General features: G+C 38.6%; 16 protein-coding genes. 9 read left to right on the forward strand and 7 right to left on the reverse strand.

Annotated elements, in window-relative coordinates; all coding sequences use genetic code 11:
- Both ADS77_RS22650 and ADS77_RS07080 read left to right on the forward strand, forming a co-directional pair.
- The coding region (locus ADS77_RS22650; RefSeq protein WP_410054812.1) for a transposase at nucleotides 1–187 on the forward strand (187 nt) is incomplete at its 5' end.
- A gap of 46 nt (nucleotides 188–233) precedes the next feature.
- Nucleotides 234–989, forward strand: coding sequence for a hypothetical protein (locus tag ADS77_RS07080; RefSeq protein WP_054453647.1), 756 nt, complete (start codon nucleotides 234–236; stop codon nucleotides 987–989).
- A gap of 139 nt (nucleotides 990–1128) precedes the next feature.
- On the opposite strand, the gene ADS77_RS07085 is transcribed toward ADS77_RS07080, so the two are convergent.
- Complete coding sequence (locus tag ADS77_RS07085) at nucleotides 1129–1542, reverse strand: hypothetical protein (RefSeq protein WP_054204203.1); 414 nt, start codon at nucleotides 1540–1542, stop codon at nucleotides 1129–1131.
- 575 nt (nucleotides 1543–2117) lie between these two features.
- On the opposite strand from ADS77_RS07085, the gene ADS77_RS07090 reads away from it, so the two are divergent.
- Complete coding sequence (locus ADS77_RS07090) at nucleotides 2118–2813, forward strand: aspartate/glutamate racemase family protein (RefSeq protein ID WP_054204202.1); 696 nt, start codon at nucleotides 2118–2120, stop codon at nucleotides 2811–2813.
- 88 nt (nucleotides 2814–2901) lie between these two features.
- On the forward strand, nucleotides 2902–3540 hold the full coding sequence (locus ADS77_RS07095; RefSeq protein ID WP_054453649.1) for a GyrI-like domain-containing protein: 639 nt from the start codon (nucleotides 2902–2904) through the stop codon (nucleotides 3538–3540).
- 130 nt (nucleotides 3541–3670) lie between these two features.
- Here ADS77_RS07095 and ADS77_RS07100 read toward each other — a convergent pair whose 3' ends face one another.
- Nucleotides 3671–3973, reverse strand: coding sequence for a hypothetical protein (locus ADS77_RS07100; protein ID WP_054453654.1), 303 nt, complete (start codon nucleotides 3971–3973; stop codon nucleotides 3671–3673).
- A 508-nt stretch (nucleotides 3974–4481) separates the two neighbouring features.
- Here ADS77_RS07100 and ADS77_RS07105 point away from each other — a divergent pair.
- Complete coding sequence (locus tag ADS77_RS07105; RefSeq protein WP_054453655.1) at nucleotides 4482–4940, forward strand: hypothetical protein; 459 nt, start codon at nucleotides 4482–4484, stop codon at nucleotides 4938–4940.
- A 418-nt stretch (nucleotides 4941–5358) separates the two neighbouring features.
- Nucleotides 5359–6009, forward strand: coding sequence for a YceI family protein (locus tag ADS77_RS07110; RefSeq protein WP_152960592.1), 651 nt, complete (start codon nucleotides 5359–5361; stop codon nucleotides 6007–6009).
- Between the two features lie 217 nt (nucleotides 6010–6226).
- Here the strand turns inward: ADS77_RS07110 and serA are convergent, their stop codons facing one another.
- From serA to ADS77_RS07135, 5 genes are all read right to left on the reverse strand, one after another.
- Entirely contained in the window at nucleotides 6227–7456 is a 1230-nt protein-coding gene (gene serA / locus ADS77_RS07115) for a phosphoglycerate dehydrogenase (protein ID WP_054204199.1), read from the reverse strand.
- A gap of 13 nt (nucleotides 7457–7469) precedes the next feature.
- Nucleotides 7470–8123 carry a ribose-5-phosphate isomerase RpiA gene (rpiA, locus tag ADS77_RS07120; RefSeq protein WP_054204198.1) on the reverse strand — a complete coding sequence of 218 codons (654 nt, stop codon included), beginning with the start codon at nucleotides 8121–8123 and terminating at the stop codon, nucleotides 7470–7472.
- Nucleotides 8124–8176: 53 nt separating this feature from the next.
- Complete coding sequence (locus tag ADS77_RS07125) at nucleotides 8177–8773, reverse strand: 5-formyltetrahydrofolate cyclo-ligase (RefSeq protein WP_054453659.1); 597 nt, start codon at nucleotides 8771–8773, stop codon at nucleotides 8177–8179.
- 19 nt (nucleotides 8774–8792) lie between these two features.
- On the reverse strand, nucleotides 8793–9350 hold the full coding sequence (locus ADS77_RS07130) for a hypothetical protein (protein WP_054453661.1): 558 nt from the start codon (nucleotides 9348–9350) through the stop codon (nucleotides 8793–8795).
- A 224-nt stretch (nucleotides 9351–9574) separates the two neighbouring features.
- Nucleotides 9575–11095: a S10 family peptidase gene (locus tag ADS77_RS07135; RefSeq protein WP_054204195.1), complete on the reverse strand. Its 1521-nt coding sequence runs from the start codon at nucleotides 11093–11095 to the stop codon at nucleotides 9575–9577.
- A 274-nt stretch (nucleotides 11096–11369) separates the two neighbouring features.
- On the opposite strand from ADS77_RS07135, the gene ADS77_RS07140 reads away from it, so the two are divergent.
- From ADS77_RS07140 to ADS77_RS07150, 3 genes are all read left to right on the forward strand, one after another.
- Nucleotides 11370–12602: a response regulator gene (locus ADS77_RS07140; RefSeq protein WP_054204194.1), complete on the forward strand. Its 1233-nt coding sequence runs from the start codon at nucleotides 11370–11372 to the stop codon at nucleotides 12600–12602.
- Nucleotides 12603–12778: 176 nt separating this feature from the next.
- Nucleotides 12779–13117: a P-II family nitrogen regulator gene (locus ADS77_RS07145; protein WP_054204193.1), complete on the forward strand. Its 339-nt coding sequence runs from the start codon at nucleotides 12779–12781 to the stop codon at nucleotides 13115–13117.
- Nucleotides 13118–13126: 9 nt separating this feature from the next.
- Entirely contained in the window at nucleotides 13127–14356 is a 1230-nt protein-coding gene (locus ADS77_RS07150; RefSeq protein ID WP_054204192.1) for an ammonium transporter, read from the forward strand.
- Nucleotides 14357–14389: the final 33 nt, after the last annotated feature.

Raw genomic sequence — 14389 nt, forward strand, 5'->3', positions numbered from 1 at the left:
TCCTTATTGTTCGTGGCAACGAGGAACAAATGAACATACAAACGGTCTGATCAGGCGTTATTTCCCAAAGAAAACTGATTTTTCAACTATAACTAATGAACAACTCCAAGAGGTTGTAATGAAAATTAATACTCGCCCAAGGAAAATACTAAATTATCAGACAGCTGAAGAAGTCTTTATTAATTAGTGATTTAAGGTTTGGTGCACTTGGAACCTGAATTCGGGCTAATTTGTTGCGTTTTGAATTATCAGGTGTTGAAATCAAAGGTTTTGATAACGAAAGTATTGCGCAAATAAGCAGTATTACAGTTGCAGGTTACGAGGTTGATAAAATAGCACCGCGTACAGAGCTGTCATTAAAAGGCTTTAAATTTAGTGATGCGTTTGTAGCGCAACTACCAAATGATGCAAATAACCAACTTGCCTCAGCAAGTTACGATTTACACACGCTAATGAACTACGACGAAAACTCTGGCGACAGCGATATTGCTTTTTCGCTCAACGCAAACCAGATTGTTGCGCTTAACTTTGATCTAGGTTTAGCTAAATCAAAAGCACTAATGGAAGCTTCACTAGCAATGGGTAAAATGCAACAAGCGCAAGGTACACAGGCGTTGCCGCTTGAGCAGCAATTACAGCAACAAACTTTATTAATGCAAGCTATCTCAGAACTTGAGCCTCGTAGTATTGAAATTAAACTTAATAACGAAGGCGAGTTTAAAGCCCTTGTTGAACAAGTATTAAGTAAGCAAGGCATGACGCTAGAACAAATGCAGCAAATGGTTGAAATGCAGCTACAGCAAGCCCCTGTTAGTGACGAGCTTGCACAGGCAATTAGAGACTTCACACAAGGTTTAGGTTTATTAACAGTGTCAGCCAGTTTACCCGCAGGGCAAACAATGACAGAGATTAATCAGCAAATATTTACTTTGATGGGCCAACCAAACGAGCTAGCAGAGTTTATAAATTTAAAAGCGAAAGGTGAATAGATCGCAGAGTTATAAAAAGCTGTAAGTTGTAAGCGCGAGTATATCTCGCGCTTTTTTTACTATTTAATTTCTAAATTAAAATGCTCGTTTTTAACTCCACGCATACCTATGAATAGATTAGCGCATAACGAAGTTTATTTTATTCAGAATATGGGATTGAAGAATACGGCTTATTATAAATACCGAAGGCACAATAATTGCTATTTTCCCAAGTACCGTCAGTATATAACACCCTAGTAACACAAGCATTAGCATCAGCTAAAAACTCACCAAAACGGCCATTTTCATTAAATGTACAATATGATGACGTGCCGCATCGCCAAGTTCCTGAGTTAGATGCACTGTAACTCCAAGTAACCTCCTGGATAGGTCTATCACTAACAAACCTAAACGCAACACCTGGGCGAGGCGAATTTGTTGTGCTTGAACAATGATCAACTGAATACTCTTGCTGTGTAGGTGTGCCGTTTATCATACATTCAACATGTGCAGCTAAAGTCGAACCGCTATAGCCTAGTGAAAGTAAAGCCGTGGCAATAATTAACTTTTTCATCCATTTATCTCCTTGTTTATTAAAGTTCTATATTTATTGCATTTTTGTATCATAATGTAAATGGTTTTTGTTCTTCTTATTGGTTCTTGAGGGTGGAACCATCATTTTTTAGTATTGATTATGTGCTAATTAAAATCGGGTGTGAATACGTTTTCAATGTTGCCTTGTTTTCTTTAAGTTTTTGTATTTTATTGTTTTAAATTGAATTTTGGCTCGTGATTAAAACAACCTGGATTTCATAAATAGCTAGGTGAAGGCCTTGTGATAGGTGTGTTTTTTATAGGGAATAAATTTGTTAATCACTTGTGGTTTTGGCTGGTTTTTTGTACTGATATGTTAGAGGTAAAGTGAATATGTGTTAGGTTTAATGTTCAAAATGTAGGGGCACTATAAATGCGATTGATTTGAAAGAGTAAGTGCTTTATCACATATATAAAAGATAAGGCGTTTAAATAAAGACCGTTAACCTTATTTTTTGTGCTTTCTTCTTCGTTTAATAAAGCCTGTGACTATACTTAGCTTAAAGCTGAGCAATGCCTACTAATTAGGTTTTATAACAAAAATTGGTGAAATTAATGAAAACGATTGGACTTTTAGGTGGAATGAGTTGGGAGTCAACCTCAAGCTACTACACATTAATTAATCAAGGCGTTAAAGCTAGGCTTGGTGGCTTGCATTGCGCTAAGATTTTTCTACACAGTGTTAATTTCGATGATATTGAAAAGCTTCAACATGAAGGTAATTGGCAAGAAACAGCTAAAATATTGACGAGTGCAGCTAAATCAATCGAGCAAGCGGGCGCTGATTTTTTAATGATTTGTACCAATACGATGCATAAAGTGGCACCTGATATTGAGCGAGAGTTATCGATTCCAATTTTGCACATCGTTGATGCAACAGCGCAATTTTTATTGCGTGATAATATTAGTAAAGTAGGGTTGTTAGGTACGCGGTTTACAATGGAGCAAGACTTTTATAAAGGACGTATCACCGATAAGTTCGCAATTGATGTGGTTGTGCCCAATAAAGCGGATCAACAAATTGTGCATGATGTTATTTATAATGAATTGTGCCAAGGAACGATTAACCCACAATCTAAAGTTAAATACATAAATATTATTAACGCCCTTGCTAGAGAAGGTGCTCAAGCAGTGATCCTTGGCTGCACAGAAATAGCTTTGCTCGTACAGCAATGCGATACAGATATTATCTTATACGATACAACACAAATACATGCAACTTTGGGTGTAGAGCTGGCATTGGCTGAATAGGTAAGCTAATCGATATTTTAATGAGACCCTTAGCTAGAACGCCTTAATATTTAGCGTTTAATCTGCTTAGGTATAAAAGAGGATGTTTATGCAAGCTAAATATGAATGGAGGAAAAAAGAGAAAGCGCTGTACCTTCCAAAAAATCAACCTGAAATAATAGATGTGCCTGAGTTTAAGTTTATAACAATCGAAGGCACAGGCAGTCCGGCAAAAAGCATATTTACTGAAAAAATTGGCGCTTTATATTCGTTAGCCTATACGATAAAAATGACGCTAAAAAAAATGGATGTGACGCCAAAGGGTTATTATGATTTTACGGTATATCTTCTGGAGGGCGTTTGGGACATTACTGATGCTGCAAAAGCGAACTTTACCGGTGTGATCAACAAAGACGACTTTGTATATAAATTGATGATACGCCAACCCGATTTTGTGGATGAATACTTCTTTAAAGAAATGCTTGAAGTGGCAAAAGCAAAGAAGAAAAATCCATTATTAGCGCAGCTAAATTTTGAACGTTCGTCTGAAGGTCTTTGCGTACAAATGTTGCATTTAGGCATTTTTGAAGATGAACTAATCAGCTTTAAAAAAATGGAAGAGTTTGCAAAAAATGCAGGCATTGGGCGGCAATCCAAAATACATCGGGAGATATATCTGAGTGATCCTCGTAAAGTTGCACCTGAAAAACTTAAAACAGTATTGAGGTTTCAAGCGCTACGAACATAAAATGCTTAGAAAAAAGCCAAGCCCTAATTGTTATTTTTAAGTTATTACAGTAAATATATGGCCAATTTCACTTGTCACTAATAACAAAGTGCATGTTATAGGTCATTCCTTCACTAACTCGGCCATAAGTTTATTGCGCTGTTCTTTGTTCAGTTAAACTCAAGCGTTTATGTGAGCTGTAAACATGTTGTTGTGAATTATTTAAAATTAGAAATGCATCAATTTCTACAGAGAATAACGACGATAATGGATTAATTTCTAGCACGCCATAATCACCTAACTTTGCACAAACGAGTGCTATTTTACCATTAGCGAACAAGCTAGAATCGTGATCACGTAAATCACCGTCAACATATAATTTTACGCCGCGCATCCAAGAATTAACTACTTTAATAGTGTGACCTTTAACTTTAAATAAAAACTCTTTTCTCATATTGAAATACCATTTTTAACGTTTAACGAACCTGTAGAACCACTCGTTTTGAATTTATTTTTTGTTAGTGTATCAGCGATAGAAGAGTTCCTATTTTGATACAATCATCGAGTGAAATAATAAACTGAATGACGGTTTAGAGCAAATTGCGGACAGTTAATAATTATGATGTCTGAAGTCAGGGTTTGACCCCTTTGGTTTTCAAATATTGCATTTAGGCATTTTTGAAGACGAACCAATCAGCTTTAAAAAATGGAAGAGTTTGCAAAAAATGCAGGCATTTAGCGCCAATCCAAAATACATAGGGAGATATATCGAAGTGATCCTCGTAAAGTTGCACCTGAAAAACTTAAAACAGTATTGAGGTTTCAAGCGCTACGAACATAAAATGCTTAGGTAAAAGCCAAGCCCTAATCGTTATTTTTAAGTTACTGGGTTTAATTGTCATTCTGATAGCGAAGTGGCATTTTTTAATCACTCAAAAGTATCAATTGCGAAAGGTTATTAAATGAAAATAGTTATATTTTTTATCATATTGGTTGTTTCTTTCAACGTTTTTTCAGACATGAAAATAAGCACTCCTTATGTCAGTATTATCAACTTAATAAGTTCTCCAGATGAATATAATAAAGTCGAAATTAAGGTTGCTGGGTACTTCCTCAAAACAGAAGAAGGTAATTTTTTATGCCTAAATATGGCTTCTTGCTTTAGTCGAGGTAAAGAAAGAATCAGTATTAGAGGTTTATCTGATCTCGATGTATTAAAAATTAATAATTGCCATATCGGCCTCACAGGTAAATACCTCTCATTGAATAAAGCAGCCCAAGGTCACTGGCCACTTATTGGGTTTATGGATGTTACAAGGGAATATTCAATGTCTTTTTATGATGGCTACGAAATTGTTAATGATTCATGTGAGCTATTTAATCAATTTCAAAAGATTAAGTATTCAAAAGAGAAAAGGTAAGTAGCTCGTCTTTAGTGTTCACAGTGGTCTTTACTCCATCATGAATATAAAAGAGAGGTGAAAATGGAAAATATGAGGCATTATATACCCAAGCCACCTCAAGATGCAGAATTCAGCGTTCCACAGGCGCTTAATATCAAGGCGTTACTTTGCAATAATGGTCGTCCCTTTTAAGAAGTAACAACGTAGAGAGTAAGCGCCTGTGAAAGGCCCAGAGGGTTGGTTTAAAAGCGATTTATACTGCGTTATTGATTTGAACAATAGAACCACTATTATTTGCAATCAATGCCTTGCCTAAATCGCTTTTAACTCCAACGACGCTCGCATTTTGAGGTGGCTTGGGTATATATTTTGATTTATATGAAAAATGACGTTTTGTTTTACCAATACTTAACACATCACTAATGGCTTAACTACTATGAACTCAGCATTAAAGAATACAACGCGAACATTTATACATTCGGTCTCAGTCATGTGCGGTGCGCTGTTACTGACAAGTTGTGTGAGTTGGATTGCACCCACTGTTAAATCTGAGTTGATAGCGCTTCAAGCAGGTGAATATCAGCTAGATAATCAACATGCTGCATTAATATTTAAAATCCAACATTTAGGGTTATCAACCTATGTAGGACGTTTTAATCAATTTGATGCACAACTGAACTTTGATCCTAATAATATGGCTGTCGCGTCATTAAACGCAGTGGTGGATATTAGCTCTATCGATATTAATAATACTGAGTTAGCAGAAACCTTACAAAATAACACTTGGTTTAACAGTGAACGCTTTCCACAAGCATCATTTACTAGTCACACCGTTACGGTTGTATCTGATACCAGTTTTAATTTCTCAGGCGATTTAACGCTTAGAGGCGTTACTAAACCAGTGACGTTTAAAGCCACATTTCACGGTGGAGCAGACAACTGGATGACAGGGAAATACACCATTGGTTTTAGCGCGGTAGGTCAAATAAAACGTTCTGACTTTGGTATGGACAGTTATATACCGATTGTTGGGGATCACATTGATTTAGAAGTTTATGCGGAATTTCTTAATGTTGGCAAGCAGTAAGAATAAAGTAGGTAGCTGCTAAATCGTCAGGAGTGAAATGTGTAAACTGCATGTCGTAGATAGCCGCTTAAATGAATAATTTCAATAAAATCAAGCTGGATTTCTTCATTATGTTTAATGCTCTGTTCTGGTTTAGAAAGACGATTGCTAATCTAAATAAAAGCCGTGCTTAACTTAACAGGCACGGCTTTTATTATTTTCGCTTACAGCTTAGCTTTTAGTGCAAAATTCTCGCTCTAATCGTTCCCTCTACTGCACTTAATTCTTTAAGTGCGACTTCAGAGTGATCGGTATCCACATCTATTACAACATAACCAATGGCTTCGTCTGTTTGTAAGTATTGCGCGGCGATGTTGATGCCGTGCTGGGCAAACGCTTGGTTAATTTGTGTTAGTACACCAGGGCGATTGTGGTGTACGTGTAATAAGCGGCTACGATTTGCAAGCTCTGGAAGCGATACTTCTGGGAAGTTAACAGCAGTAATTGTTGAGCCGTTATCTGAATATTTCGCTAATTTACCAGCAACTTCAATGCCGATATTTTCTTGTGCTTCTTGTGTTGAACCACCAATGTGCGGTGTTAAAATCACGTTGTCGAATTCACGCAGTGGCGAGATAAATTCATCTGCGTTAGATTTTGGTTCAACAGGGAATACATCGATGGCTGCGCCACTTAACTTTTTCTCTGTAAGGGCTTCGGCTAGGGCGTCAATATCAACCACAGTACCGCGAGAGGCGTTGATTAATATTGCGCCTTGCTTCATTACTGAAAGCTCTGCTGTGCCAATAAGGTTTTTGGTTTGCGGTGTTTCTGGTACGTGTAGGCTTATAACATCGGCGCGTTGTAATAATTGCGTTAAGTTATGCACTTGCTTGGCATTACCTAGGCTTAGTTTGTCTTCGATGTCAAAAAACTCAACATTCATGCCGATATTTTCAGCCATAATACCCAGTTGAGTACCGATGTGGCCGTAACCAATAATACCGAGTGTTTTACCTCTTGCTTCAAATGAGCCATTGGCCGTTTTTAACCAGCCGCCACGGTGTGCAATGGCGTTACGCTCAGGAATACCACGGAACAACAGGAGTATTTCACCTAGTACAAGTTCAGCAACAGAGCGAGTGTTAGAAAACGGCGCGTTGAATACTGCAATGCCGCGCTGGCGGGCTGCATTTAAATCAACCTGATTGGTGCCGATACAAAAACAGCCTATCGCAACGAGTTTATCTGCGGCTTCTAAAACAGCTTCTGAGATATGAGTACGAGAACGAAGGCCGACAAAATGCACATCTTTAATACGCTCAATTAGCTCATCTTCAGGTAACGATGTTTTTACGTAATCAATGTTGCTGTAACCATTACGTTTAAGTGTTTCAACTGCACTTTGGTGCACACCTTCAAGCAAGAGAATTTTAATTTTGTCTTTTGCTAACGATACCTTACTCATATCCTCATCCTATTTATTTAATTTGTGGCCCATTTTTGGTGCCTATAATGACTTTATCTGCACCGCGATGGGCAAATAAGCCGTTAGTTACTACACCAACAATTTGATTAATTGTTAGCTCTAATTCTTTTGCTTGAGTGATTGATAAATTGTGAACGTCTAAAATGACATTGCCATTATCAGTCACCACTCCATGGCGATAAACAGGGTCGCCGCCAAGCTTTAGTAATTCACGGGCTACATAGCTTCGCGCCATTGGAATCACTTCGACTGGCAGTGGAAACTCACCAAGTGTGTCGACTAGTTTCGTATCATCAACAATACATACAAACTGTTTAGCCACGGCTGCAATTATTTTTTCGCGGGTGAGAGCTGCGCCGCCGCCTTTGATCATTTCGTTTAGGGTGTTGATCTCATCAGCGCCATCTATGTATACATCAAGGCCATCTACATCGTTTAATTCGTATACTTCAATGCCTAGTTCTTTTAACTTTGCAGTTGATGCATCAGAGCTTGAAACCGCACCTTTAATGGTGTCTTTTATTGTGCCAAGGGCGTCAATAAAATGATTTACCGTTGAGCCGGTGCCAACACCTACTATCGTGTTTTCTTTTACAAACTCTAGGGCTGCCCAAGCAGCGGCTTTTTTTAATTCGTCTTGTGTCATAGTTTTATGCTCTATAGGTGGAGTTGCTAAACGTTAGTATACAAATTAATTGCTTACCAATGATAGATTTTCTGTGGTGTGATTATGAACTTTAGTGGTACATCCCACGATTCAATTGGTAAATTTTCCACATGTTGGCATTGATGTGCAAGGCCTATTAGTTGTGGTTTTTGCCAATTTTCTTTTTCGTAGCGCGCCAACGTTTTATCATAAAAGCCACCCCCCATCCCTAAACGGTTGCCGTGATCATCAAATGCAACTAATGGCATAAGTAGATAATCAAGCTCTGCAAGTGGGCATATCTGACTACAATTTAACTTAGGCTCCAAGATACCATAGCGATTTGGCCTCATGGGTGAATTTTCTTCATAGCGCTGAAAGTATAAAGTAGTGCCGTTAAATGGGTGAATGATAGGGAGGTAGGTGGTGTGGTTTTTAGACCAAAGGTCTTTTATTAACAATGATGTATCTAATTCTGAATCATTACTTAAATAAATACCTACATGGGCATTTTGAGTTGTTTTTTGTAGTTTTAAATGTTGAGTAAAATTCACTTTGAGCGCAGAGGCTGCAATTTTTTGTTCATTATTTGACAGTGAATTGCGTTTTCTTCGGGTTTCTTGACGGATTGTGGCTCTTTGTTGGCTCATTTTAAGCGTATATTACCTTTTAACTATCCAAAATATTAAAAAAATCAGGAAACAAAAACGATAAGCCCAATACAATTAATAGCAGGATCACCATCGATATCAGTGAATATAATAAAATATTACTGCGTTTTTTTACCGGGGTTGTTAGTTCGTCATCGATGAGTAAGTCGTCATCTTGCCAATCATCGGTTTCATCTTCTAAAGGTTGTTGTGCTGTAGCAGGTAAACGCTGTTCTAAGTCGTCGAGCTTTTCTTCTATGCGAATTAAGCTGCTTGTAATGTAATCAAGGGCATTAAAAATACGTTCGTCACGTAAGCTTGCTGTGTCGTTATTATTTGTTGCCGAGGCTGAATTATTTAGTGGCAGTAACTTGCTTGTGATACCAACACTGGCAAGTAACTTGGCTTGTTTTAATGCTTTTTCTTTTTCACATGGTGCAAATAGAGGTTTGTTGTCAAAAAAGGCAGCGACTTTGCTTGTGGGGGCTTTTAGCTTTGTAGCTAATTGGGTGATCGCTTGTGCTTGCTCTGTATCTGGCGCTAGCCCTGCAAACATGACACGGAAGTTTTCTGCCATCTGTGTTTTCCAAAAACGTGAGATCAATAGTTTGAGTATATACCCAAGCCACCTAAAGATGCGAGTGTCGTTGGAATTAAAAGCGATTTAGCCAAGGTATTATTACACAAGGTAACGCTTTGACCCTAAGCCCTTGTAACATCCTAAATACGCGACTTGGGTAGATCAAAATCATGGGTGAAAAAAAGCCCGCAATAAGCGGGCTGTTGTAAACGTTAATACGATTAGTATTTTGCAGCTTGACCTTCTTTAGGCAATGCTTTGAGCATAAAGTCACGTAAATCGTTATTTGAACTTTCTAAATCGGCATGACGTAGGTACATCATGTGGCCACTACGGTAGCCTTTAAAGCTTAAACGATCGCGCATTTTACTGCTTGGATCGAGCTGCCACATAGTGTATTTAGCATCAAAGTAGTTTGTTGCGCCATCGAAGTAGCCGGCTTGAACAAGTACATTAAGATATGGGTTTTGTGCCATTGCTAAACGTAGGTTCTCGCCTGTTTTGTTATTACTGCGATCCCACGGGTGAACATTACCAAACAAGTTGTATTTTATGTCTGTTTTATAGTTAAGCTCTTCACGAAGATAATGGTTAATGGCCGGTGTAAATGAATGCAACCACGACGTTAGCTCAGGCCAATAGTCAGGTGATTCGCCAGCGTCACGTTTATCAATTCCTAGGTAACGTGAATCTAAACGCCCCAGTGTTTGCCCGCGTTCACGTAATAGTTCTTTCCAAAAGAAGTTGTTTGGAATATCAAGGTTGTTTTGCTGAACAAATTTTTCAGATACCCCTGCATAAAGCGCCATTTGTTTAATAATCGCGTTCTTTTCTTCATCACCAATAAAACCACCTTTGGCAAGTGCAGGAATTAGTTTGTTGATAGTAAAATTTTCTACCTCAGGCAGTAATTCATCTAGATCTTTAGCTTGTAGTTCCGGGCTTAGTGCTTTGTGATACCAGGCAGTGGCAGCAAAATATGGCAGGCGGTTAGCGGCTTTTACTGGGCCATCGCGTTTAATCCCAATATCAGTAGGGGACACTAAAACAACACCGTTGATGTACATCCATTGACGATTTTGTAGTTCATGAGCAAGGCCAGATACACGCGTAGTGCCGTAGCTTTCACCGATTAAAAATTTTGGTGAGCGCCAGCGTTCATTACGATTTACAAAAGTATTTAGCCATTCTGCTAAGTATTTTATGTCGGCATTTACGCCAAAAAACATACTCTTTTGTGCATCTTTGCTTAATAATTCGCCTTTTTCATTTTCAATTACCCGCGAGTACCCTGTATTTACAGGGTTTACGTAAACTATGTCAGCAACATCAAGCACAGAATATGGGTTGTCTTTAACGCCATAAGGTTGAATTGGGTAACCTTCGTCATCAATTTTTAATACGCGTGGTCCAGTATAGGCTAAGTGCATCCATACAGATGCAGAACCTGGCCCGCCATTGAATGAAATTAGTAATGGGCGCTTAGTGCGATCATCGACCTTATCTCGCTCGTAGTAAGTGTATTGCAAGGTGGCAACCGCATCGCCTTTATCGTCCCACACCGGCTGTGTACCTGTGGTAGCGGTATAAGAAAAACGCTCACCATTAATACGCGCTTTATGTTGAGTTACAACATTACTGTCAACGTCGATTCGGCGTTGATTGTCTGTGGCATAACTACTGGTTGTTACACTTACTGTTAGTGCGGCCAGAGATAAACTAATGATACTGACAAGCTTCATGGGGGATCCTTTAAACGAAAGTTAGCCTATTAAAGATAATTTTTTAGAAAATAACAAAGGTAATGAGACTAGCTACCAGTATTAATCGTTAAGAGGCAGAAGTTTATATTAGCTTTTTTCAAAGAAAGTATGCTTTATGCGTATATTAACCTTAATAGATTTTGATTATTACAAGAGTGGAGTATATTCCATGCTAAATTATTACGTTGTGCTTTGTTGTTTCTTAGGGAAGGGATAAAACAAGCAAAATCCATCTGCAGTATAGAGAAGATTTATGCAAAGAGTTTTAGTGGTTGAAGATAGTAAAGTTGTTCAGCAAGTGTTGCGCCATTTAGTTGCCCACTACCTTAATGTAGCAGTTGATTTTGCTTGGTCACTAGCAGAGGCTAAAGAATATATAAGCAATCAAAACTATACTTTGGCGCTTGTTGACTTAACTCTTCCCGACGCAATGAACGGTGAGGTTGTTAAATACACGTTGGAAAAAAATGTTCCTACAGTTGTTTTAACCTCAAAAATTGATGAATACAAGCGCCAAGAAATGCTCGAGATAGGGGTTGTTGATTATGTTATTAAAGACAACCGTGATTCGTATCATTACGCTGTAAAATTGGTTGCACAATTATTACGTAATCAAGGATGTAAAGCATTAGTTGCTGATGACTCGTTACTAAGTCGTTCATTGATGAAACAAATGCTAGAAAAGCAGTTGTTTGATGTACAAGTGGCCCATGATGGTGAAGAAGCGCTAAAAATTCTAAAAAAAGACGCTGAAATTAAACTACTCATGACTGATTACGCTATGCCTACTATGGATGGTTTTGAATTAGTTAAAGCGGTGCGCAATTTTAGAGGGCGTGATGATTTAGCCATCATAGGGTTATCTGGGGCTGGCAAACATGGCCTATCAGCACGCTTTATAAAGTATGGCGCTAATGACTTTTTAACAAAGCCATTTATGAACGAAGAGTTCCATTGTCGGGTATTGCAAACAATGGAGCAACTTTCGTTAATCGCAGATATTAAAGAAAGTGCATATCGTGATGATTTAACTGGTTTATATAATCGACGTTACTTTTATCAATTTGCAGAGTCGCTTTTAAAGGAAACAGCACGTAAAAATAGCTTAGCATTGCTGGATATTGACTTTTTTAAAGCGATTAATGACAAGTTTGGTCATGAAGCAGGCGATCAGGCATTAAAGCAAGTTGCGTCTTTATTACGCAGCTCTTTCAAAGGTTTTACGGTAGCGCGTGTAGGTGGTGAAGAGTTTGCAATTGTGTTGGCTGACATCAGTTTAGAGCAAGCATACCCGCTACTTGATGCATTTAGATCACGTCTTGCTGCGTATGACTTTGTTATAAATGGTCAGTCATTTACCATTACGGTAAGCATTGGCTTAGCAAACTTTCAAAATGTAACATTAACGAGTGCGATGCGCTTGGCAGATAAGGCGTTATATCAAGCAAAAGCGCAAGACAGAGATTGTGTTGTACAACAAAGCTAGTGTGCTGCACCAGCACTGTAGAAATGTTAATAAAACGCACCTATATGGTGCGTTTTTTATTGCTTAAAATTAACTTTAATTAATAAGCTCTTGTTTAATAAGAGCTTTAAATAGTGGCACAAAGGTTGGATTATCTAAGGAAACAGGATAACAATAAGCGTCCGAAGGGGGCCACTATGAAAATGATTAGTGCAATAATAAAGCCATTTAAACTGGATGATGTGCGAGAAGCATTGGCTGATTTAGGCATTGAAGGAATGACCGTTGTTGACGTTAAAGGGTTTGGCCGTCAACGAGGGCACACCGAGTTATATCGCGGCGCCGAATATCAAGTCGATTTTATTCCAAAAATAAAGATCGAAATTGCTACTCGTAGCGAAAATTGCCAACGTGTTGTTGAAACCATTACTAAGGTTGCTTCAACAGGAAAAATAGGTGACGGCAAAATTTTCGTTTACGACTTGGATCAAATTGTCCGTATTCGTACGGGTGAATTAGATGAAGAAGCAATTTAAGGGGGCTTTATGGAAAACACGATTATAGAACTCAAATTCTCGTTAGATACATTTTATTTTTTAATCTCAGGTATTTTAGTGATGTGGATGGCTGCAGGTTTTGCCATGCTTGAAGCCGGTTTAGTGCGTTCAAAAAATACCACTGAAATTTTAACTAAAAATGTGGCGTTGTATGCAATCGCATGCACCATGTTTTTACTGGTTGGCTACAACATTATGTATGTAGACAACACTGAAGGTGGCTTAGTCCCTTCGCTTGGCGCATTAATAGGCACGCAAGCTGCTGATGCAGATCATTCTTTGGAGTCAGACTTCTTCTTTCAAGTTGTATTTGTAGCAACTGCGATGTCAATTGTATCGGGGGCTGTTGCTGAGCGTATGAAGTTATGGGCTTTTCTTGCATTTGCAATTGTATTAACCGGTTTTATCTACCCGATTGAGGGCTATTGGACTTGGGGTGGAGGGTTCTTATCTGAAATGGGTTTTGTTGACTTTGCAGGTTCTGCGATTGTGCACGGTACAGGTGCAGCGGCGGCGCTTGCAGGTGTATTAATGCTTGGTGCTCGTAAAGGTAAATACGGTAAAAATGGTGAAATTTATCCAATTCCGGGTTCTAACTTGCCGTTAGCAACATTGGGTACGTTTATTTTATGGATGGGATGGTTTGGTTTTAACGGTGGTTCTCAGTTATTAATTTCAGATGCAGCAAATGCAACTGCCGTAGGCAAAATATTACTAAACACCAATGCCGCTGCGGCCACTGGCGCAATTGCAGCGTTGTTTGTATGTAAAGTGCTATGGGGTAAAGCAGACTTAACAATGGTGCTTAACGGTGCATTGGCAGGACTCGTTGTGATTACGGCAGACCCCTTATCACCTTCGCCGGTAATGGCGTGTTTATTGGGTGTTTTAGGTGGCTCACTCGTGGTATTTAGCATTGTAGCGCTGGATAAAGTTAAAATTGATGATCCCGTTGGTGCAATTTCAGTTCATGGTGTATGCGGGGTACTTGGTATCATGCTAGTGCCTGTTACGAATGCAGAGGCAACCTTTGTTAATCAGTTAATTGGTTTGGTGTGTATTTTAGGGTTTGTATTTATAGCGTCAGTCATTGTATGGACTGTTTTGAAGAAAACCATAGGTATTCGTGTCACAGAAGAAGAAGAGTTAAATGGAATGGATCAGCACGATTGTGGTATTGATGCTTATCCTGAGTTTGTCTCTGTGCGTGGTAACTAATCAGTAATAGCAAATTTAAATAATTGTGTGTTC

Source organism: Pseudoalteromonas porphyrae (assembly GCF_001298125.1).
GTDB lineage: Bacteria > Pseudomonadota > Gammaproteobacteria > Enterobacterales > Alteromonadaceae > Pseudoalteromonas > Pseudoalteromonas neustonica.